This is a genomic window from Novosphingobium kunmingense, from assembly GCF_002813245.1.
Taxonomy (GTDB): domain Bacteria; phylum Pseudomonadota; class Alphaproteobacteria; order Sphingomonadales; family Sphingomonadaceae; genus Novosphingobium; species Novosphingobium kunmingense.
Map to the genome: position 1 here is coordinate 266,589 of NZ_PHUF01000004.1, position 26,897 is coordinate 293,485.

Genomic DNA, 26,897 nt, shown 5'->3' on the forward strand with positions numbered 1-26,897 from the left:
ATCGAAGGATGCGAACGGCCAATGCGCCGCAACGGCTTCTTGCGCAACGCGATTTAGCAGAGCATGAACCGCCGCGCCATGACCAAGACCTGGACCGCCGCACTATTTCCCGTCGTTTTGCTGGTCGCCGCCTGCACTCCAGCCGGTCCGACCGAGGCTGATCTGCAGGGCGTCGACATCAAGGGCGCGCCGATCGGCGGCGCCTTCACGCTGACGGACAAGGACGGCAAGACGGTGCGCTGGTCCGATTTCGCCGGCAAGTACCGCATAGTCTATTTCGGCTACACCTGGTGTCCGGACGCCTGCCCGATGGACGTCGGCGTGTTGATGAAGGGGTTCAACGCCTTTGCCAAGAGTCACCCCGGTCGCGCCGCGAAGGTCCAGCCGATCTTCATCACCGTCGACCCCGCGCGCGACACGCCCGAGAAGGTGGGCGAGTTCGCCGCCGCCTTTTCCCCGCGGCTGATCGGCCTGACCGGCACCCAGGCCGAGATCGACGCCGCGGTAAAGGCGTTCAAGGCGCTGGCGCTCAAAGGCAAGGAGGTGCCAGGCGGCGGCTATCTGATGGACCACAGCCGAGCAGCCTACCTGTTCGACCCGCAAGGCGCCCCTCTCGCCACCCTGCCGATCGACAAGAGCGCCGATGCAGTGGCCGCGGATCTTGCTATATCGGTCAAGTGAGCGACCTGCGCCCCCAATTCTGGACCTTGCCGATCGACCGTCTGACCCGGCCGGAATGGGAAGCCCTGTGCGACGGCTGCGGCAACTGCTGCCTGCACAAGGCCGAGGATGAGGATACCGGGGTGATCTATCCGACCAATGTCGCCTGCAAGCTGCTCGACATCCAGACCGCGCGGTGCAGCGACTATCCCAACCGCAAGCGCCAGGTGCCAGACTGCCTGAAGCTGAACCCCCAGCTTGCCCGCTCGATCGAATGGCTTCCCGAAACCTGCGCCTATGTCCTGCGCGCCGACGACCGGCCGCTGCCGACGTGGCATTACCTGGTCTGCGGCGATCCCGAAGCGGTGCACCAGGCCGGCATTTCGGTGCGCGGCCGCGCTATCAGCGAGACGGTGGCGGGTCCGATCGAACAGCACATCATCCTGCCGCCGGGCGTGGAGCTGGCCGACGATGATTGACTGGTTGCTGCGTCCGAGCGACCAGCCGCTGTCGATCGAGCTGGCGGGGCGCCTGGTCCCGATCGTCCTGCGCCGCAACGCGCAGGCACGGCGGATGACGATGCGGCTGGCCCCCGATGGCAGCGAGATCCGCATTACCCTGCCGCAATGGGGTCGCAGCGCCGAAGCCCTGGCCTTTGCCCGCAACAAGGCCTCGTGGCTGACCGCCCAGATCGACGCCCTGCCGCAGTCCGCGTGCCCCGCCGGCGGCGGCACGCTGCGCCTTCGCGGCGATGCGCTCGAGATCGTCCATGATCCGGCCCGTCCCCGGCGCATCGTGATCGACGACGGGCAATTGCTGGTCGGCGGGCCGGCCGAATCGCTGCCTGGCCGCCTGACCCGCTGGCTGCAGGGTGAGGCGAAGGCGCTGCTGCTGGCCGATCTCGATCATTATTGCCTGAAGGCGGGCAGGCGGGTCCCGGCGCTGATGCTGTCTAGCGCGCAGCGCCGCTGGGGCAGCTGTGCCCGAGACGGGACGATCCGGATCAACTGGCGGCTGGTCATGGCGCCCGATCCGGTCCGCCGCTCGGTCGTCGCGCACGAGGTTGCCCATCTCGTCCATTTCGACCACAGCCCTGACTTCCACGCGCTGCTGGGCAGCCTGTTCGAAGGCGACCTGCGCGCCGCCGATCGCTGGCTCAAGCGCGAGGGGCGCAGCCTCTACCTGCCGCTCGGCTGAACGGATTCACGTCGTTACTGGCGCATTCATTGCGCTTTCCCTATATCGGGGGCCATGAACTTCCTGCGCAACGTCAACCCGGTCGGCGCCATCGCGGACTTCCGCACCGTGTTCGAACAGGCCGGATCGAACCGCTGGCGCTTTGCCGCGCTGGCGCTGGCCTGCACGGTCGGGGTCTTCTCGGTCATGCAGGGCGAAAGCTGGAAGAAGGCCCGCCCCAAGCCCGAGATCACCTATATCACCTCGTGGCCGGAACACCGCACCGATGCGGAAACGCAGGCCTTCATCGCCGAAAACCAGCGCCGCAAAGAAGCGCAGGCCGAACGGATTCGTGTCTACGAGCAGACCGGGCAGGATCTTTGGATGTCGCTGGGTCGCGCCACCGGCGTCGACGTCGACAAGATCAAGGCCGAAGCCGACGCCGACAAGGCCAAGACCGAATCCTCTGCCCGCGCCAAGGCCGAGGCGCTGATCGAAGGCAGCGGAAAGCCGCCGGTTGCCAAGTGAGCCTGACGACGAACGCTGGCTGAACGCCGCGGCGGCCTTGGCGGCCCGCGGCATTCCCCAGTCCCGTCCGAACCCCTCGGTCGGCGCGATCCTGGTACAGGACGGCCGTGTCCTGGCGCGCGGCTGGACCCAGCCGGGCGGACGCCCCCACGCCGAGGCCATTGCCCTTGGCGCGCTCGGCGGCCGCGCCGAGGGCGCAACACTCTACGTCACGCTTGAACCTTGTGCCCATCGCAGCGCGCGCGGCCCGGCTTGCGCGGACCTGGTCGCGCAAGCCGGCGTGGCCCGGGTCGTCGTCGGCTGCGGGGACCCGGATCCGCGCACTGCCGGCCAGGGCATCGAGCGCCTGCGTGCTGCGGGCCTTGCCGTGGATCTGTTCGATTCGCCGGCCTGCCGCGCCAGCCTGGCCGGCTATCTCACCCGCGCCCGCGAAGGCCGCCCGCATGTGACGCTGAAGCTCGCCTTGTCCGAAGACGGCCACCTGACGCCGGGTCCCGGCAAAGGCCAGTGGCTGACCGGGCCGATTGCGCGCGCGCATGTTCACGCGATGCGGGCGCGGATGGACGCGATCGTCGTCGGGCGCGGCACCTTCAACGCCGATGCTCCGCGCCTCGATGTGCGGCTTGCCGGGCTCGAGGATCGCAGCCCCGAGCGATGGCTACTTACCAAGGGGGCTGTCCCGGACGGCTGGCAGCACCTGACCGCGCCGCAGGCCATCGCCGCCATGCCCGATGCGCAATACCTGATGGTCGAAGGCGGCGCCGGGGCTGCGCGCGCGTTTCTGGCGGCGGGCCTAGTCGACCGGCTGCTGCTCTACCGCGCGCCGATGACGGTCGGCGCTGACGGCCCGGCCCTGCCCGAACTGACCGCCGAGGCGCTCGCCGGATCGAGCGCATGGCGGCTTTGCGACACGCGCTCGCTTGGCAAGGACATGCTGGCCGTCTACGAGCGGGCCTGATGTTCACAGGAATTGTCACCGCCGTCGGCACGATCCGCGAAGCGAGCCAGAAGGGCGACCTGCGCGCCGTCATCGCCTGCCCCTATGACCCGGCGAAAATGGCCATCGGCGCCTCGATCGCCTGTTCGGGCGTCTGCCTGACCGTGGTCGAACGCGGCGGCACGCCGGGTGATGCGTGGTTCGCGGTCGACATTTCGGGCGAAACGGTCAGCAGGACGATGCCGGGCATGTGGGCGCAAGGTGCGAGGCTCAACCTCGAGCAGGCGATGAAGCTGGGCGACGAACTGGGCGGCCACATCGTGACCGGCCACGTCGACGGCATCGGCCAGGTCGTGTCGGCCAGCGCCGTGGGCGATTCGACCCGGATCGTCATCGCCGCCGCGGCCGAGCTGGCGCCCTATATCGCCGCCAAGGGGTCGATCACGGTGAGCGGCGTGTCGCTGACGGTGAACGAGGTGGCCGACCAAGCTGACGGCACCTGCCACTTCACGCTCAACATCATTCCCCACACCGCCGAAGTCACTACGCTGGGCACACTGAAAGGCGGAGACAGCGTCAATCTGGAGATCGACGTGCTGGCCCGCTACCTCAAGCGGATGCAGAGCCTGAGGGGTTGAGTGTCAGGGGTCGAACAGGGGCCCGGCGGCGAAACTCTCGCGGGTGATTTCGTAGTATACGTGGCGCATCGGGCCGGTCGGCGTGTCGACCATCGCCGTCTGTCCGGTCAGGCGCCCGCCGATCTTTTCCATCGCCCGGCACGACCGCAGATTCGCTTCGCCGACGCGAAAGTCCACGCGCGACACGCTGCCCAGGGCATGGGACAGCATAAGGCGTTTCAGTTCGCGATTGAAGGCCCCGCCCCAGTGGCTGCGTGCGAGGAAGGTCCAGCCGATCTCGACCGAGCCACCGTCCGTCGGATCATGATCTTTGTACTGCGACGAACCGACGACTGAGCCGTCCGCCTTGTCGATCGCCACCAGCGCCCCGCCGCCCGCCAGCGCATCGGCGACGAACTGGCGGAACACGGGCTCCTGCCACCGGTTGGGCTGGGGATGGATGGCCCAGATCTCGGGATCCCGGGCCACGGCGTAGAGCGCGTCCCAATCCTCGCCGCGAAGCGGCCGCAGAACCAGCCGCTCCCCTTCGAGGACCGGCTGCCGGTCCATGGATCAGGCGTCGACCGGGGCCGACACGGCGGCGACATCGGCGATGAACTTGTCGATGTTGCCCATGGTCAGCCCGGCGATGTTGATGCGCCCCGATCCGGCCATGTAGATGCCGTGGTCGCTGCGCAGCTTGAGAATCTGGTCCGCCGACAGCGGCAGGATCGAAAACAGGCCGGCCTGGTGGCCCAGCGCCGCGAAATCGACCGACCCGGCGGTTCCCGCCGCCGCCAGCCGCGCGCGGACCTGGTTCATCCTGGTGCGCATGGTGTCCAGCTCGTCGAGCCACATCGCGGTCAGCGCCTCGTCCTCGAGGATCAGGCGCACCGCCGCCCCGCCGTGATCGGGCGGCATCGACCAGGCCGCGCGGGCCAGCGCGTGGCCGTTCGACAGCACGCGGCCCAGCGCCGCCGCATCCTCGGCCATGACATAGATCGCGCCGACGCGGTCGCGGTACATCCCGAAGTTCTTGTCGCAGGAATAGGCAATCAGTGCCTCGGGCACTTCGCGCAGCACGCGGCGCACGCCATAAGCGTCTTCCTCCATCCCCTGGCCGAGGCCCTGGTAGGCAAGATCGAGGATGGGGAGCAGCTTCTTCTCCGCCACCAGCGGTGCGATCTGGTCCCATTGTTCGGGGGTATAGTCGATGCCCGTAGGGTTGTGGCAGCAGCCGTGCAGCAGCACCGCATCGCCGGGTTCGGCAAGGTTCAGCGCGGTGACCAGCGCGTCCATGTCGACCCGGCCCGCTTTGGTGGCGTGGTTGAAAGTCTTCAGTTCCAGACCGAGGTCGCCGAAGATCTGCGCATGGTTGGGCCAGCTGGGCACACCCATCCACACCCGCTGCACGCCGGCTTTCTTCGCCAGTGCAACCGCGAGACGCACCGCGCCCGTGCCGCCCGGGGCCTGCATCCCTTCGATGCGGCCGCCCATGGTCGGATCATCCTTGCCGAAGACATAAGGCATCAGCGCGTGGACAAAGCCCATATCGCCTTCGGGGCCCAGGTAGGCCTTGGAATTCTGCGTTTCGAGCAGCTTCTTCTCCGCCGCCTTGATCGCGCCGAACACCGGCGTATCACCCTGCCCGGTGCGATAGACGCCCACGCCAAGATCGATCTTGTCGGTCCGCGGATCGTCGTTGTGGAGCTTGATTAGCGCGAGCAGCGCATCGGCGGGCTGTTGGGGCAGGTTGCTGAGCATGATGGCGCGGCCCTTAGACCCGTCCAGCGAGTCACGACAAGCGCAAAACTGCCCCATCTGCGGCATTTTCGACCGATTCTTGCGCCATGCGTTGCCACACCCGCCAGGCCAGCCAGGCGCAGACCAGCGGCGTCAGGTTGACCTGGAGCGGGAGGGCAAATGTGCGGGCCAACGCCGGAGCGAGATAGAGCGCCAAGAGCTCGGCCCGCTCGAACCGACCGCGCGGCGCTGCCACGGATTGTGCTACAAGCCACAGCGATGGCACAGCCAGGAACGGCAGGTCGTAATTGAACATATAGGGCGTGGCGAGCGGGGTCAGCGCGAAGAGCAGCGCCAGCTTGGCGGACAGGCCGGCCTTCCCGGCCCAGCCGCGCCAGGTCAGGGCAATGGCGGCCTGCGCCGCCGCCGCCTGTGCCACCACGGCCGCAGAAGGGAGGCCCCAGGCACGGAACTGGGCATAGACCGTCGCCTGCCGCAGGAAGAACGCCGCATCGTCCTCACCCATCAGGACGCGGCTGACCTGCCAGCTCTGGCGGTAAGCCAGCATCGTTTCCGTCCCCAGCAGCGCCCAGGCGAGGGCCAGCCACAGCACCACGCCAGCCCCTGCGGCAAGAAACGCTGTCCAGCGCCGGTCGGCAGCGAGCGCGAAGGGAAACAAGACCGCGAGGTGCGGCTTGACGATCAGCGCGCCAAGGCAAAGCCCGGCAGCAACCGGTCGCCGATCGAGCAGGCGCGCGAAACATGCCTGCAGCGCGCTCGTCACGAACCCGGTCTGGGCGTGGGTCGCGGCCAGAAGCGCGCCGGGATAGGCCGCCAGCGGCATGGTCAGGCGCGGCGCCAGCGGGCGGGTGGCCCACAGCCACAGCGCGTATGTTGCAGCCACCCAGACCAGCCAGGCCAGCGGAAAGGACAAGGCCCCCAACGGCCAGATCACCAGCAGCAGGGGCGGCGGGTTGACGAAGGCGAAGACATCGCTCCGCCCCACGCCGGCCTGGATAGCCCCGGTGGCGGCGAGGTCGTAGGCGGCGGCGGGATCGCCTGCGAGGACCAGCTTGCCGGCCGACCAGAAGGCCAGGAAATCGCTCCCGTCTGGCCCCAGCGCCTCGATCAGGGCAAAGCCCACGGCAGCGAAGGAGACGAACAGCAGCACCGCGGAATAGCCGTTCACCCTGCGCCGGTCGATCCAGCGCAGGGTGAGAAAGGATGATGCCCCGGCCTGCCCCCAAGCCATGGCGTCAGGTGGTCGCCGGGATCAGAACGGCAGCCACCGCTGCTTCTCGGAAAACTTCATGTAGCCCGCGTTGATGCCGAGGCGCAGTCCGACGCCCATCCGCACCGGGATCAGCACTACGTCGTCGCGGCGCATGTAGCTCGCGTTGAACCCACCGACCAGGTAGGCCTGCCCCTCGCCCGCCGGATAGCGTTTGTAAAGGTCCTGCGAGTTGTGGAGGTTGTAGACAAGGACGAAGGTGTTGCCGGCATTGGCCCCCGCATCGAAGCCGATCGATGGGCCGGTCCAGTAGACGGGCCGTTTGCCCTCGACCTTGTGGAACAGCGTTCCCGACCCATAGCGCACGCCGACGCCCAGCGCCGCGCCGCCTTCGCGCCCGACGATATAGCCGTTGGGTTCGCCCTGCTTCTTCAGGAGACCCTTGATGATATCCGCAAGGCCCTTGGCGCCCTTGCCGAAGACGCCCTCGGCCGCGCCGATCAGGTCATCTTCCTTGTAGGTGTCGCCCTTGGCCGCGGCCGCCGTCGGATCGACCGAGGCAGTTGCCGCCGCCTGTTCCGCACCGCCCGTTTCGGTGACCGGGGTGCCGTCTGCGCTGGCGACCGCCGGTTGCGGCGTTGCGGGCGCGGGCGCCGCTGCGGAGGTGGCCGGCTTGGCCAGGTCGCCGTCGATCGCCTTGTCGGGATCGACCGACTGGACCTGCGCTGCGACCGGCATCGCGGCGACCGCTGCCGCCCCGATCAGGCCTGTCAGCGCGCGGCGCAGCGTTGCGGCAAAGTGGCGTGTCATTGGCATTTCCCCGTCGTGTCCCGTGGGTCCGCCAGCGCCTGACCGGCGCGCGAGAGACCCCCTCGATTGTGATCAGAATCCAAGGCTGGGCTCGCGACAATGAACCGTCGATGACCCGAGTCGGTTTTGCGGCCAAGCGAGTCCGACAGACGACGCAGCGATGCAAAACTTTAAGCGACGCCCCCTCTTGCCGCCCCCCGCACCCGCCGCTATAGGCCGCGCTTCGCCGCTGCGATCCGGAGACGTGGGTGAGTGGCTGAAACCAACGGTTTGCTAAACCGTCGTACTGGTAAATCCGGTACCGAGGGTTCGAATCCCTCCGTCTCCGCCAGCTAGTCTGCCGACTGAATCGTTCTATCACGATAGTAGGCGAAACTGGCGCAATTCTGGGCCTCATCGACCAAAATTTGGTAGTCAGAGAACTATTTGCAGCTGGCCTTTGGCCGCAGTTTTCTCGCGATTCTCCGCGATGCGAGGTAGCAGTACCTTTTGAAGAAATTGGCAGATGAAGAGGCCGGCTTCGCTGACAAAGCCGTCGTTGCCGGCCTCGGGTTCGTTAGTTGCTAACTGCCATCCACTCAGCATCGCGCCGATGGCCACAGTTGGGCCCGTTAGAAGCGACATTAATACTATGCCGAGTGAAGGCCGAAGTGCAGATTCCCGGTACGGCATCCGCCCCTCCTTTGAATCCAATGTATTCAGATTACACCAAGGGCGAAACTAACTAGCGTTAAAATGATCGTTGTGCCGAGGCCCATTATGTTCCCCACTAAAACTCCGTGGATCCATGATTTTTCGACTAGCATCGCGAGCAGGAGGCCGATCTTCCTTCCTTACGGTTGGTTCAACAACCATCGGTCACGGCTCGCCCGCCGAATGTACGACCTGCTAAAGCGGGAGGCAGCTTCTCGCCCGCGCTAGGTTCGCTCAACTGAAGATGCCGTTCTGCATAGTGATGGCTGTTGACCGTTTCTCTCCCTGAGACCCAAGCCCGGATATTCGATAGGTGAACAAACTGCGCTTCGTGCATTGTTACAGTTTGGTTGCTTGTTAGCCATGCTGCGCCGCAACCAAGGGAGGGCGCGAGATGCACAAGTTTGGGTTTTTTGTCGGGGCCGCCTCGATCGCGTTGGTCACTGGATTTGCGCCGTCGTCCGCCGCCGCCCAGGTAGCTGATACCACCGCAACAGACTCGGCAGTGTCAGACGAGGTCGAGGCGCAAGACGGCGGCATCGTCGTCACGGCTCGTAGGCGCGAAGAATCGATCGTCGACGTGCCTATCGCAATCTCTGCTTTTACGAGCCAGACAATCGCCGATCGCGGCCTTAACAGCGTCAATGCCGTTGCCCAGCAAACCCCTGGTCTGCAGTTTGATAGAGGCGCAACGGCCGGTGACATCCGCCCCAGTTTGCGCGGCATCGCGCTCATCGAGGGGCGCTCAAACGTTGCGATCATCGTCGACGGGATCGACGTGACCGGTGTGAGCCTCAATACGACTATCGGTGGCGGAGGCTCGCAAACCTCCACGACACTGATGGACCTTGAACGGATTGAAGTCGTAAAGGGACCGCAGACAGTATATTTTGGCCGAAGCGCCTTCGCCGGTGCTATCCAGTTCGTCACCAAGGATCCATCGTTCAATCTTGGCGGCTCGATCCAGGCGGCGCTCGGCGACTTTGACCGTCGCGAGCTCAGCGCGACCATCACCGGTCCGATAGTCGATGACACGGTAGCGGCCAAGCTTACGGCCACTTATCGTAATTTCGGTGGCTTCTACACCAACCCCGGCAACGGCATGGGCCTTGGCGGAAGCGAGATCTGGGGCGTAGGCGGAAGCGTTTTGGTCCGTTCAGGCGGTTTCAAAGGCAAATTTTCGCTGAGCTATCTCGATGAACACTCATCGCCGATCGGCGCCTACGTAATACCTCGCCCCAACGTCACGCAATTTGGCGTCAACAAGATCACAGCCGATACCTTTAACGAGGCGCTTGTCGGGATCTCGTCCAATATCGACTACGCGGGCAACATGGCTGAAACCCTGCGTGGCGTTGCCAACCTGTCCTATGATGCCGGCAACGGATGGACGATCGATTCGATTACGGGCATCAACAAGGTCACGTCGACTGACCAATATGACTTCGACACCAAGACACCGAACACCCCGTCGGGCACGGCGCTGGCGGGCGGCTTGCTCAACTGCCTTCCCGGCGTTTGCGTCGGCATCGGCGATTTCGACGGCGATTTGCAACAGATCAGCGAGGAATTGCGCCTCAGCTATGATGCAGGTTCGATGCGTTTCCTCCTTGGTGGATACTACTTTGACGAGGCGTTCAAGCAACTCGACTACACGCGCTTCGTGGGGTCGCAGGCATTCGTAACTGGTACACGCTCGGGCATTACGCCACGGCTATCGACGCTCGACACTAAAACGTACGCGGGATTTGGTTCAATCGAGGCCGATGTGACCGATGCGCTGACCCTGACGGGTGAACTGCGCTTCAACCATGAAATCATCAAGGCCTCCGCTGCAACGGGCTTCAATATTCTATTCCAGAACGGATCAACCGCCATCACCTTCCGTGGACAGGAAACCTTCAACAGTTGGCTTCCGCGGTTCAGTCTCAAGTATAAACTTTCAACTGAAGCGAACCTCTACGCGTCCGTTGCCAAGGGTTCGAAGCCTGGCGGTTTCAACGTAGGCCAAGTTATCGACAGCCTGCGTCCGTTCGGTCAGGAAAGCGTTTGGACCTACGAACTTGGTGCGAAGGGGCGCTTGTTCGACGGCGCACTGACATTTGACGCGTCGCTGTATTACTCTGACTGGCGCGATGTACAGGTGACCACGATCTGTTACGGCACCGCGAGCCCGTTCGGCCCCGAAGCGGCTTGCCCGACAGCGACCGCGGTCAGCCTCAACTACATTGTCAATGCCGACAAGGCTCGGGTCAAAGGCGCCGAACTAGGGCTGGTCGCAAAGCCTCTCGAAGGTCTGACCCTTACCGGCAACTATGCCTACGCCGACTCCAAGTTCGTCGATTTCGTTGCGCGTGACGTCTATCCTTCACCTGCAGGGGTAACGCGGCAGTTCGGCGGTAATCGAATGCCGTTAATTCCGATGCATTCGCTGAGCGGATCGATCCGTGTTGAGGAACCTGTATCCGAAACCGCTACTGGCTTCGTCGAGTTTCTCGCGCGGCACCGCACGTCGCGGTACGCCCGTTTCGACAACCGCGTGCTGATCGGAGCCAAGACGGTGGCGGACCTCCAGATCGGGGTCAAGGGCGAGAGCTGGACGGCGCTGTTCTTCGTCGACAACCTGTTCAACGACAAAACGCCCGAGTTCACGCGTTATTACGGGAACTTCAACCCGAGCACGCCCAACGGGGAGTTCATTGCCGCCCCTGCTAAGCGAGCTCTGGGTGTCCGGCTAAGCAAGAGCTTCTGATCGTCAAGTCAAGTAGGGGTCCTGCATTCCTTGACCGGAACGCAGGACCCCTTGCAATTGGCGACAGGACACAGGACGCAACGAGCATGATCAGGGAAGCGAAGCCAAGCCGATGACCGATGCGGTTCAGAAGGACCGCAGCGGGTGGTTCGTCGTTCTAGGTCTGCTCCTGGTCATGGCGGTCTGCCACGGAATCATCACGTCGGCCCTGCCAACTCTCGACAAAGCGCTGCTTGCTGAACTCGGAATATCACGCGCCGATCTCAAGCTCAGGGAATCGATTTTTCTTCTCGCGTCAGGTTGTTCCGGGCTGGCTATCGGCTTTCTGACACAATACCTTCAGCCCCGGACAATCGTGCTTAGCGGTCTCGCATTGCTTTCGGCGACACTCGCCGCCTATGGCAAGGCGACCACGATAGGGCAAATCTACGGCCTCTACGTGTTGCTCGGGATGTGTTACGCATCGTCGCATGTCGTGATCGTCGTTCTGATGGTTCGGCATTGCCTTGCTGCCCGCCAGGCGCTGGCCATCGCGGTCGCACTCTCCGGAACCAGCCTCGGATCCGCGATTTTCCCCAATCTCACCGTGGCGGTTCTCCAAGAATTCGACTGGCGCTTCGTCTTATTAATGTTGGCGATTTTGCCGATTGCTATCCTGCCGGTGGCGGCGGCCCTGTTGCCTCGAAGGATGGTCGTAGCCGCGCAGGCGGGCATTACAGACGCAGCCGGAACGTTAAAGTCGCGACCTTCGATCTCTGCCGTTGTTCTCTTGCTCGCAGCGATTTTTGGCATCTTCTTTTCGTCCACCGCAATTCTACTGAATCTGTTCCTGCATCTACAGGACATCGGCCTTAGCCAAGCGGCTGCGGCTGGCGGTTTGAGCGCAGTTTTCTTCGTCGGGCTGGTCGGGAAGGTACTCGTGGGCGCCGCGGCGGAACGGTGGGGCGTGTACCCGGTATGGACAAGCCAGCAGCTGATCCTGCTGTGCGGGGCCGGCTTGCTGGCGGCGGCACAGCCGCGACTGGCCATACCTGGTCTACTGTTGCTTGGCCTTGGCTGGGCTGGCTGTTACGTCCTCACGCAAGTAGTTATCGCCGAGGTCTTCGGCGGTGCCAATCTTGGCAAAGTGGCAGGCGGCTTCATCGTGTTCGAGGCCATATCGTCGGGAAGCGGTGTGTGGACTGCCGCCGCGCTGTTCGATGCCTATGGCAGCTACCGGTTCGCTTTCGAACTGTGCTGTGCCCTGCTGACCATGGCGATTGTCGCTACCTGGCTGTTCCGGCGCCAGTCGGCCGGCCTCGCGTCTCTCGCACAGTCGGCCTGAAAAGGTGGTCGAACTTCCTCCGTCCCCCAGTTTCCGGCTGAACGGAAGGCGCGCGCTGATAACCGGCGCAGGCCGCGGGATCGGTACGGGCTTTGCCGCCGCACTGGCCGGTGCAGGAGCTGAAGTCGTGCTGGTGGCGCGTTCGGGCGACGAGATTGCAGCTGTTGCTGCGGCGATCCGCGAGGCTGGCGGGGGTGCCGTGGCGCAACGACTTGATGTCACCGATCTTGAAGCCGTTGCGGCCTTCTTTGCCGATGCAAAGCCGTTCGACATCCTAGTCAATAACGCCGGGACCAATCGGCCAAAGGCCGTAACTGAGGTCAGCGAGGCCGATTACGATGCCGTCTTGGATCTGAACCTGAAGAGCGCGTTTTTCGTAGCCCAACACTGCGCGCGGGCGATGATCGCTAGCGAAACGAAAGGCAGCATTATCCATGTCGGCTCGCAGATGGGTCATGTCGGCGGGATCAACCGCACACTTTATTGCGCTTCGAAGTGGGGCCTGGAAGGACTAAGCAAGGCGCTGGCTCTCGACCTTGCGCCGCACGGGATCCGGTCGAACACGATCGCGCCTACGTTCATAGAAACGCCGATGACTGCTCCGTTTCTGGCCGATCCCGCGTTCCGCGACGATGTCCTGTCGCGCATCAAGCTTGGCCGCCTTGGTCGCGTGGAGGACCTGATGGGCGCGGTTCTGTTCCTCGCCTCGGATGCCTCGGCTCTTGTTACCGGGACTTCGCTAGTAATCGATGGCGGTTGGACTGCGGACTAGGAGTTTATACAGTTACCATGGCCGAGACGGCACGGATCGCAATCATTGGCGGCGGCTTCATTGGCCGGAGTTGGGCAACCCTGTTCGCGCAGCATGGCCACGAAGTCGTGCTGCAGGAACCAAACGCAACGTCCCGCGCGGCCATGTTCCCAGCGATCCGTGCGTCGATTGATCAAATGGCCGAAGCGGGCCTCATCACCGAAGCGGCCGGCGATGTCCTTGACCGGATCACATCGGTGTCAGACCTTGCGGCTGCACTTGACGGGGCCGACTACGTACAGGAAAACGTGCCCGAGGACCTAGAGGTGAAGCGTGCCCTTTACAGGGACATGGACCGCCTTGCGGACGACACCACTGTCCTCGCCAGTTCCTCGTCGAGCATCACCTGCGAGCAAGTGTGTTCTGAACTGGCCGGCCGCGAGCGCTGCTTGGTCGCCCACCCAGCAAACCCACCACACCTTCTGCGAGCAGTGGAAGTCGTCCCAGCAGCATTTACGAGTGAGACAACGGTCGAGCGCACCGTTTCACTCCTCAGCGGGGTAGGGCAAGTGCCAGTCGTGATCGGCGAGATCGATGGCTTCGTCATGAACCGCCTGCAAGCAGCGCTCGCGCGGGAAGCTCTGGCCTTGGTTTCGGCGGGCATTGCTGACGCCGATGCAATCGATTCCGTGGTCAAGCACAGCCTGGGCCTCCGTTGGGCGTTCATGGGCCCGTTCGAAACCATGGATCTCAATGCGCCAGGCGGTTTCGAGGATTACGCCCTGCGTTATGGGGTGCCATTTGCGCGCCTGTTCGGCGAGGACCGATGGCCGGTCGGTGCCGTTGCGTCGGTCCATGCCAGCAGGCGCAAGGCATGCCACTTGGACGAACTCGACGATCGGCGAAACTGGCGTGACAGGAGCCTGGCGGCACTTGTCAGACACGTAAGACAGCAGAAGCGCTAAACCCGGGAAGCAGAACCGCCGCGTTGTCGCAGCTGCCCCACAAGGGTGGAGCTTGGATCAATCTACAGTTTCGTTCAGCCGACTGCCGCAGCGTCTGCAAGGCTCGAATACATTGCCTGGCGAAGTAAGAACGCGCGGCGCTTCTCAGGATCGTTGGCAAGCGCGCGCATGGCTTCGACACGCTGGCGATGGGCCTCGGATTGGCCGGCGCGCATCATTTCCATGTTTTCCAACGTCTGGGCCTGCGTGAATGCATGGGTAACCGTGCGACGCTGGCGGTCGTAGAGGTCGAGGGAATCTTCTGGCGCTTCACCCCTGATGACCGGGACCAACTTCTCGCACAGGTTGAAAGCATCGTGGATGCCGCTGTTCATGCCAAATCCGCCGAGTGGATTGTTCAGGTGCGCTGCATCACCGATCAGCGCGACACGCCCGCTCCGGAATTGCTTCGCAACGCGTTGGTGGACGCGGTAGATCGTACGGTGCTGCGTATCGATAACGGAGCCATCACCAACAATCCCGTCGAACACGGCATTCTTCTTTTCATCCGACAGCAAGTATTCATCGGATTCGTCTTCGTTCGCCGGGACTAGGACGCGCCACAGGTTGGGCACGCGCAGCAGCACAAGCCATTCGTCGGAATCAGAAATGTAGTTGACCAGGGCAAGATCGGGGATCTTCGTCTCGATCGGATATTCGGTGCTCAGGCACAGAAACTTCTCGGGGTATGTGAACCCTTCAAACTCGATACCGAGCCACTTGCGCACCATCGAATTGGCGCCATCCGCCCCGACTAGGAAATCACAGCGCACCTGCTTGATGCCGGTCATGTGTTCAAGCGACACGGTCACGCCATCATCGTCCTGCGCAAGATGGACAAGCCTGTGTTCGAACAGGATCTGCGCGTTGGACAGGGACTTGAGCCGATCCGCCAGCATCCGAGCCAGGTGATACTGTTCGCATTGGAGCCGGAACGGGTAACGGGCCACGTCTTTCAGCTCGGTCAGGTCGAACGCGAAGATTTCGCCGCTCTTGCGGTCGCGCCAGTGATAGACTGGCGCCTTCAGGCCCATCTCCACCAGCGACTGCGCGACTCCGATCTCGTCCAGCATTTCAAGCGTCGGGGCGTGAAACGTCGAAGCGCGCAAGTCCTGGGCTGCATCGTCACCTTGCTCGACAAGCAAAACGTCAATGCCTTGTTGGGCAAGATAGGCGGCAGCCACGCTGCCGACAGGCCCTGCCCCGGCTATCACGACCTGAACGCGATCAATGCTCATAGCGATATTCCGTATCCCGCCTTAATTCCTCGGAGACCGGCATAGGGTTGGACCAAGCCTCGAAGCGACGAGTTCGGCTAAGCTATTCGCAGGGCGAACTTCGGGATCTCTAATTCGCTACGCGAACGCGAATTCTGCCAAGGTTGCAATCACTAAGGTGGGCGATTCGAGGTGACCAGGCCCGCTTTCACACTTTCTCGAACAGGACCATTACCCATGACGATTGCCGGTACGAAAATGATCTGTGACGGGCGGACGTCACGCGAGATTTTTGCCGAGACACTGGCCAATCCTGTTCGCCGCAAATTCGGCTTCGGCAGTAAGCTTGCTATCGTCAATGTTGACTTCCAGAACGCCTACACCCGCCTGGACGAGTTCGTGACCGCGTATGAAACAGATCCGCGCCAGATCGAGCACACCAATACGATCTCACGCCTGGCACGGCAGAAGGGCATGCCGGTCATCTGGACTCATGTCGGCTACCGTGACGACGGCGCGGACTGCGGCGTGTGGGGAACGCGCGCCGATGGCCCCGATGCCTTGCAGAGCATCACCATCCCCAGCCGTCGACATGAGCTGGACGAGCGTTGCGATGTCGATCACGTGGCAGACGCTGTCTGGGTCAAGCGCATGGCCTCTGCATTCTTCGAGACCCCGCTGAACAGCTTTCTGCGCTGGCATCAAGTCGATACGGTGGTGGTGACGGGTGGGTCGACGTCAGGCTGCGTGCGCGCCACCGCTGTCGATGCCGTGTCGCATGGCTTTCGTACGATCGTTCCGATAGAGACATGCGCCGACAAGCACGAGAGTTTTCATTTCGCGAACCTGACCGATATGCTGATCAAGTATGCCGACGTCGAACCCGTACAGGTCGTTGTCGATTGGCTTGAAAGTCATTGACGGCCTGGCGGCGAGCCGCCGCGTTCGGCCCCGCCGCCAAATACCACTTTAGATTGCCTGCGCGTCCTTCAAGCGCGCGATCTCATTCGGCTCCAACCCCAGAAGGCCTTCATAAATTTCGCCGTTGTCCTGCCCCACTTGTGTCGGTGCAGGCCGTCGTATGGCACTCGGCGTATCAGACAGCTTGGGGAATGGGCCCTGCATCTTGAAGCGTCCCCAGCGCTCGGTTTCCACTTCGACCAGCGCTTCGCGCGCCTCGAAATGGGGGTCATCCAGCATTTCGGGGGCGCGAAAGATTTTTCCGGCTGGCACCGAGTGCTCGATCATCAGTTGCTCAAGTTGTTCGACCGTCAAAGTCCGCGTCCAGTCAGCAATGATCTCATCAAGCTCGCGCAGGTTGCGCGCCCGCGCGAGATGAGTCGCATAGCGTTCGTCACTGGCAAGGTCCGACCGTTTCATCGCGTTGCACAGTCGAGCGAAGACAGCATCCTGGTTCGCTCCGATGAGATATTCGCCGTCGCTGGTCGGATAGACGTTTGATGGCGAAACCCCTTCAAGGATCGAGCCGGTGCGTTTGCGGATATGGCCGGACACCATGTACTCCGGCACCATGCTTTCCATGACCTGGAGCACGGCCTCGTACAGCGCGCTGTCGACAACCTGGCCTTTGCCCGTGCGTTCGCGGGCATGGAGGGAAGCAAGGGCACCAAGGCAGCCATAAGTCGCCGCGAGGCTGTCCCCGATTGAGACCCCCATTCTGCTGGGCGCGCGATCGGGGTCACCCACGATGTAGCGCCAGCCACCCATCGCTTCGCCGATGCCACCGAACCCTGCCCGCGAGGAATAGGGACCGGTCTGTCCATAACCCGATACCCTCACGATGATCAGGCGCGGGTTGATAGCGTGTAGGACATCCGGGCCAAGTCCCCACTTCTCCATCGTTCCCGGCTTGAAGTTTTCGATCAGGATATCGGCATGCTCGACCAACTTGCGGACGATTTCCTGTCCTTCGGGAATACGCAGATTGGCCGATACCGATTTCTTGTTACGCGACACGACCTCCCACCAGAGCTTTTCCTCGCCATGTCCCCAGTTGCGCATCGGGTCGCCCTGCCGCGGCGGTTCGACCTTGATGACCTCGGCACCCATGTCGCCAAGAAGCTGTCCGCAGAAGGGCCCGGCAATGAGCTGCCCCAGCTCGACGACGCGGATGTCGTTGAGCGCGCCGATATTCTCGCTTGTCATGGTGTATCCCTATGCGGCGGTATTGTGTTTATAAGCGCCCCAGCGGGGCTGCACCGGGGCAGGCAGGCCGGTTTCGGCCAGGCAATCTCGGCGCAGATCCTGGATCGTGGGACCGAAATCAAACAGCTCGATGCCCGTCCGACCCGCGCGAATCGTTTCGCGCAGATGCGTGGTTGCCGCTGTATCGACGGCACCCCTGGCGTCGATGACGACGCCGTATGCCCGTGCGCCTTGTGGTGTGACTAAGCCTTGCGTGATCTCCTTCTCAATCAGCTCCGGATCGCGATCAAGCGGATCACCCCAGCCGCCGCCTCCCCAAGTGATGAAATGGAGCACATCGTCAGCACTCACGGCCAGGTCTTCGACCTTGTTGCCTACGACGGTTTGGGACCCATCGGGCCGTTCCAGGATCTTGCGTGCCCGCGCACCCGGGCGCCCCCCGTTTACGCCCCAAGGCGGAACGAACCAGCGATCATCGTGGATGGCGATGACTCCGGGTTCAAGAAAGCGGTAAGACATGATGATCCCGTTGCCGCCGCGGTGCAGACCGGGTCCGCCTGAATCCGCGACCGTTTCATAGCGCTCGATAATTAGCGGGAAGTATCGTTCGAGAAACTCGTTCGGCACGTTGGTGAAGCCCGGCCACAGCGAATGGCCATCCGGCCCGTCGCCTAGGGGTCGACCGGGAATGCCGCCAAAGCCGATCTGGAACAGCTGGAACCAATCGCCCTTGCTGTCGGTCCCCGCGTAAAACAGGTGTGGTGAGGAAGAGAAGCCCGCGGCGTTGAGGAATTCCGGCGTCTTCTGGCCGAGCAGTCCGCCCAGGATATCGAAAATGCGTCCAAGTGCGTGTGTGCGTCCTGACAGCGCCGCGGGAAACTTGGGTCGCAGCAAAGAGCCTTCGGGAATGCGGACCTCGATTAGGTCGTAGAACCCGTCATTGAAAAGGATCTGCGGGTCGAAGACCATAATCATGTAAATGCCGAAGAACATCTTCAGCATGTTGTGATTAAGGTAGAAGTTAATCGATGCCTCGCTCTGCGGATCGGTGCCTTCAAAATCCAGCACCACCCGCTCGCCCTCGCGCCACATCGTGCACTTGATTCGGTAAGGGCCGGCGCCAAGGCCGTCATCGCAGATGTAGTCTTCGAAGCTGATCTTGTCTTCACTGATAGCCTGGGCGATCAGAGCCTTCATCGCGCGGTGGTTGCGCTCCAGAAGATTCCGCGTTGCCGAAACGTAGGTGTCGACGCCGAAGCGGTCGGCCATTTCCTCGACCCGGCGCGCGGCGATCCGGCAGGATGCAATCAGCGCGTTAAGGTCTGCTGCGCACCAATTGGGCGTTCGCGACTGGTGGAGCGCCAGCTTGACCAGTTCCTCGTTGTAGACGCCCTTGCTGTAAATCTTGACCGGCGGGACGCGGAGCCCTTCCTGGAAAATGCTGGTGGCGTCGATCGGCATTGATCCGGGAACCTTACCACCGATGTCGCTCTGGTGGCCGAACATCGCCGTGTAAGCCAGGAGGCGACCGGCCTTGAACACGGGAAGCAGGATGAGCCAGTCGTTGCAGTGGCTGATTGCCCCGTCGACCGAGTAAGGATCGGACAGGAAGAACATGTCGCCATCTTCGACCGTTCCGTCGTAGCCGTCGAGGAAGCCCCCGATGAAACTGCCGAACTGGCCGACGATCATTCGGCCTTCGTGATCGGCGATGAGGGGGAATGCATCTCCCTGCTCCCGGATCCCAGGCGACATCGCGGTACGCACCAACGTTGCGTCCATTTCGACGCGCGCGTTCCGGAGCGCGTTTTCAATGATGTCGAGGGTTACGGGGTCGATGCGAACGGTGCCGAACGGGCTGTCGTTGGTCTGGATGATGCGTGCGGACATAGCGACTTACCTCAAGCCAGATTGATGAGAATATTGCCGACGGCGTCGACGGTGGCGATGCAGCCGGTTTCGATTAATGTGGTCGAATCCATCTCTGTGACGATGGCTGGGCCGACGATTTTATCCCCGTGGCGCAATTGCGCGCGGTCATAGATAACGGCGGGCCGCATTGCCCCGTCCATCCAGACCTCGTGATCGCGTACTTTTGCAGCCGAGGGATTGCCGTCCCCGCGAGGCAGCTGCGCGGCCGGCAGGTCAAGCGGCTTGCCGAGCGCGACGGCGCGCAGGTTCACGATCTCGTGTTCGCTGTCCATGTTGAAGGTGAACAGTCGGTTGTGTTCCTGATCGAACCGCTCGGTCAATGCGGCGATACCTGTTACCGCCAACTCGGAGAGGGTCACTTCGAGCGGCACTTCAAAAGCTTGGCCGGAGTAGCGCACGTCTATTTCGAAGACCGTCGTGATATCGCTCGAAGGCACTCCATCATTTTCCAGTTCGCGGCGCAGCTGCGATTCCATTTCGCCCAGGATTGCGGTCAGGTCTTTGACGTCGGTTCTAGACGCTAGCGTCGAGAAGGAGCGGGCGGTTTCAGTGCGCATCCGGGTGGTCGCGTCGCCGAGCGCGCACAGCACGCCCGGCGAAACGGGAGAAACCGCGGGCCAGGATCCCATGAGCCTGGCGACCGCGTTAACATGAAGCGGACCAGCACCGCCGAAACCCATCAGGGCGAAGTCGCGAGGATCGTAGCCTTGCTGCACCGAGATCATGCGCAGGGCGCCGAACATGTTCTCGTTGACGATATCGATGATTCCCCGGGCTGCAGCGTACAGATCGATTCCAAGCGCATCGGCAATCGTCTGGACCGCCCTGATCGAACCATCCCTGTCAAGCTTGAAAGACCCGCCTAGAAGGGCTTCAGGCAGATACCCCAGAACCACGTTCGCGTCGGTGACCGTGGGCAGCGTTCCGCCCTTCCCATAGGCAACTGGACCGGGAACCGCGCCTGCCGATTGCGGCCCGACGCGAAGTGCACCGGTCAGCTCTGGCACGTAGGCGATAGACCCTCCGCCCGCCCCGACGGTCTTGACGTCCAGCGCCGAAGCCCTGACCGCAAGGTGGCCAACCTCGGTCGTCCGAGTGCGCCGTGCCTCGAGGTTTTCAATTAGCGCTACGTCCGTCGATGTCCCGCCCACATCAAGCGTCAAGATGTTCTTGATACCGGAGTTTCTACCGACCCAGATTGCGCCGGTCACACCGCCCGCAGGCCCAGACATCAGAAGTGAAACGGGATGCTCCTCTGATTTCTCAGATGTCATCAGGCCGCCGTCCGAACGAAGCAGAGACAGCTTGCCAGCCATTCCCGATGCGCGCAGCCTTTCGCGCAGGTTACGGACATAGTGACCAACAATCGGGCGAACAGCCGCATTGGCCACCGTGGTCAATGTACGCTCATATTCCTGCATTTCGGGCAAGACTTGGTGGCTGAGCGAGACAGGGACGCCTGGCATGGTTTCGGCGGCCAGTTCAGCTACACGTTGTTCGTGCGCGCCGTTCAGGTAGGCGTTCATCAGGCTGACGGTCAGCGCCTCGACACCTTGAGCCTTCAACTTGCTGAGTGCCGAGCGGATGTCGTCGTCGTCGATCGGGCGATATTCGATCCCCTGGGCCGTCATCCTGCCCTTGATCTCGAACGTGTCCTCCAGCGCGGCGAGCGGCTGGGGCTTAGGCCAGACGATCCAGCCGGCGAGGCCACCCGGCACGAAACTACGGGCGATCTGCATGACGTGACGGTATCCTTCGGTCACGACCAGCCCCACCCGCGCGCCCTTTCCTTCCAGTACGGCGTTCGTGGCGACAGTCGTGCCGTGCAGGAAGGTCCGGATATCGTCAGGAACGATGCCGGCGCTTTCGCAGACCGCGACAACGCCGTTGAGGATGCCTTCGGAACTGTCGTGAGGAGTCGAAGGCGTCTTGTGCCGCCAGAACGCGCCCGTGCCTTCATCAAGCAACAACAGGTCTGTAAAGGTCCCCCCAACGTCGACGCCCAGACGGAAAGTCATGCTGTTATCCTTGAAGCTGATTAGATGAAGGAAAGGAGCCGGCACGGCTGAGCAGCCCGGGAACCGCACGCGACATCTCGCCGGAGAGCCAGCGGGCGGTGTCGATTGTCACTGCACTGTCGAGGCCGGTCGAAATGCCTGACCGTTCCAGCAGGTAGAGCAGATCCTCGGTCGCGATGTTGCCTGTCGCATTGGGCGCGAACGGACAGCCGCCGATGCCGCCGACCGATGCATCGAGGGTGGCAGCCCCCGCTTCGATCGCGGCGAGAGCATTGGCGTATCCGGTGTTGCGCGTATTGTGGAGATGGACCCGAATGGGCAGGCCGCTGGCAAGTTCGCGCAAGCGCGAAACCAAGTTATGCACCTGCCGCGGAACAGCCACTCCGATCGTATCGGCAAGGGCCAGTTCGACCGGCCCCGCATCGACAAGCCGCGCGGCCATCGCAAGGACGTGAGAAGGATCGACCTCGCCCTCGAAAGGGCAACCGAAGGCGGCGCCAATTGTGACCTGTGCCCTGCGCCCCTCCTGCCGCGCCAGCCTGAGTATCTCGCCCGCGATCTCGACCGAGCCCATCGATGTCTGGCCCTGGTTCGCTTTGGCGAAACTGTCGCTCGCCACGCAGACCGCCCCCAGTTCGCGCACATTCGTCTCGAGGGCTCGCAACGCACCGCGCTTGTTCATGACGAGACCGATGGTGATGACGTTGTCGGGCAGGTCGAGCCCGGCAACCACCGCTTCGGCATCGGCCATCTGGGGTACCGCATCGGGGCGAACGAAGCTTGCCACTTCAAGGCGCCGAGCGCCGGCCGTGACCATGCGCTGGATCAGTTCGATTTTTTGCCCGGTCGAGAAGATCGTTTGCGTTTCGTTTTGGAGTCCGTCACGGGCGCTGACTTCGACAATTTCTATCGTCGCCATCACGGGGCCTCCAGGCTTCCGAGGAACTCGATCGCTTCCGCTTCGGTAACCACGTCGGCGTATTTGGCGTTCATGTCGAACAGGTTGGCTTCATGGGGTCCCGGGTGCCGATCGCCGCAGGCATCTCCTACGACGCTGGTGCGGAACCCGTGCGACATTGCGTCGATGCAGGTCGCCCTGACACACCCGCTGGTGGTGAGGCCGGTTAGCAGAACGCTGTCGATGCCAAGCGCAGTGAGTGTCGAAGCCAGTGATGTGCCGAAGAATGCGCTGGGATATTGCTTGGACAAGACGAGCTCTTCGGCACGCGGTTCAAGGCCTCGCGGCCATGCGCCCATCGGACTACCCTCGAGAAAATACCTGAGCGGGCGAGCTTTCTCGAAGAAACGCCCTCCGTCCAACGCCAGAGGATGGTACTGGACCCTGGTGAGTATCACCGGGATACTGGCCCTGGTCGCCGCTTCGCGAACACGAAGGGCAGATGCCAGCGCATCCTCGACACCCGCGTATAAATCACAGCCCGGCTCGAAATAGGCTTGAACGAAATCGATCAGGATCAGGGCGGGCCGCGTGCCGAACCCGACGCGGGTTCCGTAAGCGCGCTCGTAGTTCACAAGGAGGTCGTCGCTCATCGCGCATCCTCGTACAGCCAAGGTTGCTCTGACTGCTGGCGCTGTTCGAACGCTGCGACGTGCGCCCCCTCCTCCTCCAGGATCAAGTCGATGTCGTCCCACCCGTTAAGCAACCGCATGCGGTTCGCCGAGGGTACAGAGAATTCGACTTCATCGATGCCGGCGGTGATGGTTTGATGCCGGAGGTCGACGACGATGGAACCGGAAACTTTGGCAATGCGATCAATAGTGTGGCGAGGCAGAACGATGGTAAGGACCCCGTTGCGCAGACAATTGGCGGCAAAGATCTCGCCGAAGCTCGGTGCGATCACGCATCGAATGCCGTATCCGGCCAGCGCCCAGACGGCCTGCTCACGGCTTGATCCACAACCGAAGTCGTCCCCGGCAAGAACGACCTGCGCTCCGGCAAATCGGGGGTCGTCGACCAGATTACCGGAAATGGGGTGGCCATCGGCATCGATCCGCCTGTCGTGGCAGAAATAGGTGCCCAGACCATCACGGTCCATTAATAGCAGGAACCGCGCTGGATAGAGGATGTCCGTATCGATCCTGTCCTCAAGCAGAGGGAGCGCAACGGAGCAAACCGAGCCGAATGCCTTCATGTCGCGATCTCCCTGACATCGGCCAGGTAGCCGACGATCGCACTGGCGGCTGCAGATGCCGGACTCATCAAGTGCGTTCGCCCTTCGCGCCCTTGGCGGCCCTCGAAGTTGCGGTTTGAAGTCGAGGCGCAGCGTTCGCGCGGTGCCAGTCGGTCCGCATTCATTGCGACGCACATCGAACAACCCGCCTCACGCCAGGCAAGCCCGGCATCCGTGAAGACGCGGTCAAGGCCCTCCTCTTCGGCCTGGCGCCTTACGGCAGTCGATCCCGGCACGACGATGGCATCGACACCCGAGGCGACTTTGCGGCCGGCAACGACGCGTGCCGCTTCGCGCAAGTCTTCGATCCGGCCGTTGGTACACGATCCGATGAATACCTTGTCGATCCGCACGTCTTGCAGTGCGGTGCCAGCACGAAGTCCCATGTAATCAAGGCAACTGGCAATCCGCTGTCGCTCGCCGTCGTCCGCCGCGTCGCGGGGATCTGGAACCCGCGCGTCGATGCCCAGTGCGTCGTGCGGACTCGTCCCCCAAGTCACTTGGGGCGCGAGGTCCGAGACATCCAGCACGATCGACTTATCGAACTTGGCATCGGCATCGGTGACTAGGCTCTTCCAATAGGCAAGAGCCCGATCCCATTGCGTCGATAGGGGCGCGTATGGCCGCCCTTCAAGGTATGCATAGGTTGTCGCGTCAGGCGCCACCATCCCGATGCGCGCGCCTGCTTCGATCGACATGTTGCAGAGCGTCATACGCGCGGCCATCGACATGGCTTCGACCACCGGACCGCGGTATTCGATCGCATGGCCCGTGCCAAAACCGACGCCGTACCGGCCGATCATTGCCAAGGCATAATCCTTCGCCCCGATCCACAGACCAGCCGTGCCTTCAAGGCGCACCTCGAGCGACCGCGCCTTTTGCTGCACGATGCACTGCGTTGCCAAGATCGTCGCGCAATCGCTGGCACCGATGCCGAAGGCGAGCGCTCCAAAGGCTCCGTGGGTGGATGTGTGGCTGTCACCGCAGCCAAGGGTGATCCCGGGCAGCGTGAACCCAAGTTCGGGCCCGACAACATGGACAATGCCTTGGCGCTGATCCGTCAGGGCAATGAAAGGGATGCCGAAATCTTTCGCATTGGTCTCCAGCGCAGCGACCTGCGCCGCGGCCATTGGATCGCCGATCGGCCGGGTTCGGTCTGTCGTGGGCACGGCATGGTCCGGCACTGCGATATGCGACGAAGGGCGCCGTACGGCGGCTTGCTTCGAGCGCAGGGTAACGAAGGACTGCGGCGTGCTCACCTCGTGGAGCAGGTGTCGATCGACATAGAGCAGGGCCGAGCCATCGCCGTAGTCGCGTACCACGTGCGAATCCCACAGCTTTTCGTATAGCGTGCGACCGCGCATCAAGCATCCCCGATTTGAATGATGACCCGGCCGACGTCGCGGGCGCCTTCCCCGGCGAGCAGCGCAAAGGCATCTGCTACTTCTTCGAGCGGATAGCGGCGTGTCACTGTGCCTTTGAGGTCGATCTTGCCACACGCGATCAGATCCAGCGCCTGGTTCTGGTGGTGGCCGCAGCGCACGCCGACGATGCGCAGTTCGCGATTGACGACGTCCCAACTCGTCAGCGGCAACTGTCCGCCGCCGGTCAGCGCGACAATCCCGCCGGGGGCGGCGATGGCAAAGGCCTGGGCAATACCCCAATCGGTGGCGGTCGTTTCGATGATCGCTGGACTGGCGCCGGGCCCATCCTTAAGCACAAGCGCCGCCAAGTCTTCTCCGTGGGCGCTTATGCCAAAGGCGACCGCGCCGAGCTGACGAGCGATCTCAACGCGCTTGCCCGTGCCGCCAAGGGCAACAACCTCAATCCCGAGAGCACGACCGGCGGCAATTGCGCTAAGCCCCATGGCCCCGACTCCGATGACTGCGACACAGTCGCCTGCGGATAACTCCATCTGCTCGTAGGCGTTAAGCGCATCGACTATCCCGGCAAGCATTGCGCCGTCCTCGAACGTCACTTCGTCGGGCAGGGCCGCTAGCTTCCGGGCGGACACGAGGACGAACTCCTCGCAGCAGATCTGCCGGGGAGGAGCCGCAAATTCTGGATCGAGGCACAGGTTGGTGCGCCCAGAGACGCAATTCGCGCAGTCACCGCAGTGGTCGAGCGCGAGGGCGGTAACGCGGTCGCCAGGATTTACCGAAGTCACTTCGGCTCCGCAGGATTCGACCACTCCCGAAAAGTCGGCGCCAATGCCGACCGGATAAGACGAAACATAGCGGCCATGGCGGTTCAGATAGGTGCCGACATCCGTCCCGTATGGCGAATAGGCAATCACCCGGACCAGGACCTGGCCTTTGCCCGGTCTGGGGACTGGCGCATCCACGACTCTCAGGTCTGCAGGACCGAATAATCTCGCTGCACGCATCATGCCGAACCCGGAGCGAACAACCAGAGGATGAAGCGGCAACCGCTTTCGCAGGCTCGGGCACCAAAGACCTCCGAACCGGCTGGACCGGCACTGTAGTCGCCGGTGGCGAACGTCGCTCTTTCCCCTCCGATTTCGCCCTCGAGGATGCAGGCTTCCCAAGCAGCGGTGCGGACGCTGCCGTCAATCTTCCAGCCCGCAGGCACGTCGACCATTACGGTCCGCGCGCCCGACCGGGCGTCTGCCGAAAGCGGGCGGATACGCCACCCTGCTGGAAAGGACGGGTCGAGAACCTCTTCGATCTCGGAAACCTTTACCCCGTAAACGTGACCGCGGCCGTCGTTGTAGGCGGGTAGCGGATACTCGTCTGGCTGCTCAGGATCGTGGATCAGGAGCAAGGCCAGAGGGCCGTCGCTGCGGATAAGAGCCAGGGCGCCCTCTTCGCTACGCTCGTCGTGACCGTGAACTACATGCGCGGGACGGAAAAAATAGTCTCCAGCGTGCCAATAATGCGTCCCACCGACGGTGACGGACCCGTCCAACATGAAGACCTCTTCGAAGGCATGATGAAAGTGCGCAATTCCACCGCCGCGCCAGCCGACCGGGATCTCGACGAGGGCGGTGATGTAGCCACTCGCCTCGTTCCGGCCCAGCACCTTGCGGCGCAAGCCATGCGTACCAAGCGGCTCCCAGGTGATCTCGTCCGGGCGAATCCGCGCAAGCGGTTCGGCGATCATCGTGGGTCCAGCCTTAACCGCAG

Annotated in this window: 26 protein-coding genes and 1 tRNA gene; 12 read left to right on the forward strand and 15 right to left on the reverse strand. The window is 62.8% G+C overall.

Annotation, left to right across the window (positions count from 1 at the left end; translation table 11 throughout):
• Nucleotides 1-78 precede the first annotated feature (78 nt).
• The 6 genes from B0I00_RS10700 to B0I00_RS10725 are packed head-to-tail and all read left to right on the forward strand — an operon-like array spanning nucleotide 79 to nucleotide 3,939.
• Nucleotides 79-681: an SCO family protein gene (locus tag B0I00_RS10700; protein WP_232730200.1), complete on the forward strand. Its 603-nt coding sequence runs from the start codon at nucleotides 79-81 to the stop codon at nucleotides 679-681.
• Nucleotides 669-1,139 (forward strand): YcgN family cysteine cluster protein, encoded by a 471-nt coding sequence (locus B0I00_RS10705; RefSeq protein ID WP_100867756.1) that lies wholly within the window; start codon nucleotides 669-671, stop codon nucleotides 1,137-1,139. Before B0I00_RS10700 ends, B0I00_RS10705 begins: the two co-directional genes overlap by 13 nt.
• Nucleotides 1,132-1,857 (forward strand): M48 family metallopeptidase, encoded by a 726-nt coding sequence (locus B0I00_RS10710; RefSeq protein WP_100867387.1) that lies wholly within the window; start codon nucleotides 1,132-1,134, stop codon nucleotides 1,855-1,857. The genes B0I00_RS10705 and B0I00_RS10710 overlap by 8 nt, the downstream gene beginning before the upstream one ends.
• A 54-nt stretch (nucleotides 1,858-1,911) precedes the next feature.
• Nucleotides 1,912-2,364: a hypothetical protein gene (locus B0I00_RS10715; RefSeq protein ID WP_100867388.1), complete on the forward strand. Its 453-nt coding sequence runs from the start codon at nucleotides 1,912-1,914 to the stop codon at nucleotides 2,362-2,364.
• Complete coding sequence (gene ribD / locus B0I00_RS10720; RefSeq protein WP_232730201.1) at nucleotides 2,354-3,322, forward strand: bifunctional diaminohydroxyphosphoribosylaminopyrimidine deaminase/5-amino-6-(5-phosphoribosylamino)uracil reductase RibD; 969 nt, start codon at nucleotides 2,354-2,356, stop codon at nucleotides 3,320-3,322. Before B0I00_RS10715 ends, ribD begins: the two co-directional genes overlap by 11 nt.
• Nucleotides 3,322-3,939 (forward strand): riboflavin synthase, encoded by a 618-nt coding sequence (locus tag B0I00_RS10725; protein WP_100867389.1) that lies wholly within the window; start codon nucleotides 3,322-3,324, stop codon nucleotides 3,937-3,939. Before ribD ends, B0I00_RS10725 begins: the two co-directional genes overlap by 1 nt.
• A gap of 3 nt (nucleotides 3,940-3,942) precedes the next feature.
• Here the strand turns inward: B0I00_RS10725 and B0I00_RS10730 are convergent, their stop codons facing one another.
• Genes B0I00_RS10730 through B0I00_RS10745 form a run of 4 tightly spaced genes read right to left on the reverse strand, consistent with a single transcriptional unit; the run spans nucleotide 3,943 to nucleotide 7,702 of the window.
• Nucleotides 3,943-4,488, reverse strand: coding sequence for a GNAT family N-acetyltransferase (locus B0I00_RS10730; RefSeq protein ID WP_100867390.1), 546 nt, complete (start codon nucleotides 4,486-4,488; stop codon nucleotides 3,943-3,945).
• A 3-nt stretch (nucleotides 4,489-4,491) separates the two neighbouring features.
• A complete protein-coding gene (locus tag B0I00_RS10735; protein ID WP_100867391.1) occupies nucleotides 4,492-5,682 on the reverse strand; it encodes an amino acid aminotransferase in 1,191 nt (396 codons plus the stop codon).
• 31 nt (nucleotides 5,683-5,713) lie between these two features.
• Nucleotides 5,714-6,913 carry a glycosyltransferase family 87 protein gene (locus B0I00_RS10740; RefSeq protein WP_100867392.1) on the reverse strand — a complete coding sequence of 400 codons (1,200 nt, stop codon included), beginning with the start codon at nucleotides 6,911-6,913 and terminating at the stop codon, nucleotides 5,714-5,716.
• A gap of 21 nt (nucleotides 6,914-6,934) precedes the next feature.
• Nucleotides 6,935-7,702, reverse strand: a complete 768-nt coding sequence (locus tag B0I00_RS10745; protein ID WP_100867393.1) for a DUF1134 domain-containing protein — start codon at nucleotides 7,700-7,702, stop codon at nucleotides 6,935-6,937.
• Nucleotides 7,703-7,940: 238 nt separating this feature from the next.
• Here B0I00_RS10745 and B0I00_RS10750 point away from each other — a divergent pair.
• Nucleotides 7,941-8,033: transfer RNA gene (locus B0I00_RS10750), tRNA-Ser, on the forward strand.
• Between the two features lie 83 nt (nucleotides 8,034-8,116).
• Here B0I00_RS10750 and B0I00_RS10755 read toward each other — a convergent pair.
• Nucleotides 8,117-8,374 (reverse strand): hypothetical protein, encoded by a 258-nt coding sequence (locus tag B0I00_RS10755; protein WP_198519211.1) that lies wholly within the window; start codon nucleotides 8,372-8,374, stop codon nucleotides 8,117-8,119.
• 415 nt (nucleotides 8,375-8,789) lie between these two features.
• Here B0I00_RS10755 and B0I00_RS10760 point away from each other — a divergent pair, with 415 nt between their 5' ends.
• The 4 genes from B0I00_RS10760 (at nucleotide 8,790) to B0I00_RS10775 (ending at nucleotide 14,187) form a co-directional block, all read left to right on the forward strand.
• Nucleotides 8,790-11,147 (forward strand): TonB-dependent receptor, encoded by a 2,358-nt coding sequence (locus B0I00_RS10760; protein WP_100867395.1) that lies wholly within the window; start codon nucleotides 8,790-8,792, stop codon nucleotides 11,145-11,147.
• 112 nt (nucleotides 11,148-11,259) lie between these two features.
• A complete protein-coding gene (locus tag B0I00_RS10765; RefSeq protein ID WP_100867396.1) occupies nucleotides 11,260-12,471 on the forward strand; it encodes an MFS transporter in 1,212 nt (403 codons plus the stop codon).
• A 4-nt stretch (nucleotides 12,472-12,475) separates the two neighbouring features.
• On the forward strand, nucleotides 12,476-13,243 hold the full coding sequence (locus B0I00_RS10770; RefSeq protein WP_100867397.1) for an SDR family NAD(P)-dependent oxidoreductase: 768 nt from the start codon (nucleotides 12,476-12,478) through the stop codon (nucleotides 13,241-13,243).
• Nucleotides 13,244-13,260: 17 nt separating this feature from the next.
• Entirely contained in the window at nucleotides 13,261-14,187 is a 927-nt protein-coding gene (locus tag B0I00_RS10775; protein WP_100867398.1) for a 3-hydroxyacyl-CoA dehydrogenase, read from the forward strand.
• 74 nt (nucleotides 14,188-14,261) lie between these two features.
• Here the strand turns inward: B0I00_RS10775 and B0I00_RS10780 are convergent, their stop codons facing one another.
• Complete coding sequence (locus B0I00_RS10780; RefSeq protein ID WP_100867399.1) at nucleotides 14,262-15,464, reverse strand: FAD-dependent oxidoreductase; 1,203 nt, start codon at nucleotides 15,462-15,464, stop codon at nucleotides 14,262-14,264.
• A 216-nt stretch (nucleotides 15,465-15,680) separates the two neighbouring features.
• Between B0I00_RS10780 and B0I00_RS10785 the strand changes: the two genes are divergently transcribed.
• Entirely contained in the window at nucleotides 15,681-16,364 is a 684-nt protein-coding gene (locus B0I00_RS10785; RefSeq protein WP_100867400.1) for an isochorismatase family protein, read from the forward strand.
• 48 nt (nucleotides 16,365-16,412) lie between these two features.
• Here the strand turns inward: B0I00_RS10785 and B0I00_RS10790 are convergent, their stop codons facing one another.
• The 9 genes from B0I00_RS10790 to B0I00_RS10830 are packed head-to-tail and all read right to left on the reverse strand — an operon-like array spanning nucleotide 16,413 to nucleotide 26,874.
• Entirely contained in the window at nucleotides 16,413-17,609 is a 1,197-nt protein-coding gene (locus tag B0I00_RS10790) for a CaiB/BaiF CoA transferase family protein (protein ID WP_100867401.1), read from the reverse strand.
• 9 nt (nucleotides 17,610-17,618) lie between these two features.
• On the reverse strand, nucleotides 17,619-19,499 hold the full coding sequence (locus B0I00_RS10795; protein ID WP_100867402.1) for a hydantoinase B/oxoprolinase family protein: 1,881 nt from the start codon (nucleotides 19,497-19,499) through the stop codon (nucleotides 17,619-17,621).
• Between the two features lie 11 nt (nucleotides 19,500-19,510).
• Nucleotides 19,511-21,559: a hydantoinase/oxoprolinase family protein gene (locus tag B0I00_RS10800; protein ID WP_100867403.1), complete on the reverse strand. Its 2,049-nt coding sequence runs from the start codon at nucleotides 21,557-21,559 to the stop codon at nucleotides 19,511-19,513.
• Between the two features lie 4 nt (nucleotides 21,560-21,563).
• Nucleotides 21,564-22,478: a hydroxymethylglutaryl-CoA lyase gene (locus tag B0I00_RS10805; RefSeq protein ID WP_100867404.1), complete on the reverse strand. Its 915-nt coding sequence runs from the start codon at nucleotides 22,476-22,478 to the stop codon at nucleotides 21,564-21,566.
• Complete coding sequence (locus tag B0I00_RS10810) at nucleotides 22,478-23,110, reverse strand: isochorismatase family protein (RefSeq protein ID WP_100867405.1); 633 nt, start codon at nucleotides 23,108-23,110, stop codon at nucleotides 22,478-22,480. The genes B0I00_RS10805 and B0I00_RS10810 overlap by 1 nt, the downstream gene beginning before the upstream one ends.
• A complete protein-coding gene (leuD, locus tag B0I00_RS10815; protein ID WP_100867406.1) occupies nucleotides 23,107-23,712 on the reverse strand; it encodes a 3-isopropylmalate dehydratase small subunit in 606 nt (201 codons plus the stop codon). The genes B0I00_RS10810 and leuD overlap by 4 nt, the downstream gene beginning before the upstream one ends.
• A complete protein-coding gene (gene leuC, locus B0I00_RS10820) occupies nucleotides 23,709-25,118 on the reverse strand; it encodes a 3-isopropylmalate dehydratase large subunit (RefSeq protein WP_198519212.1) in 1,410 nt (469 codons plus the stop codon). The genes leuD and leuC overlap by 4 nt, the downstream gene beginning before the upstream one ends.
• On the reverse strand, nucleotides 25,115-26,140 hold the full coding sequence (locus B0I00_RS10825) for a zinc-dependent alcohol dehydrogenase (RefSeq protein ID WP_100867408.1): 1,026 nt from the start codon (nucleotides 26,138-26,140) through the stop codon (nucleotides 25,115-25,117). Before B0I00_RS10825 ends, leuC begins: the two co-directional genes overlap by 4 nt.
• Nucleotides 26,137-26,874 (reverse strand): cupin domain-containing protein, encoded by a 738-nt coding sequence (locus tag B0I00_RS10830; RefSeq protein ID WP_157812540.1) that lies wholly within the window; start codon nucleotides 26,872-26,874, stop codon nucleotides 26,137-26,139. The genes B0I00_RS10825 and B0I00_RS10830 overlap by 4 nt, the downstream gene beginning before the upstream one ends.
• Nucleotides 26,875-26,897 lie beyond the last annotated feature (23 nt).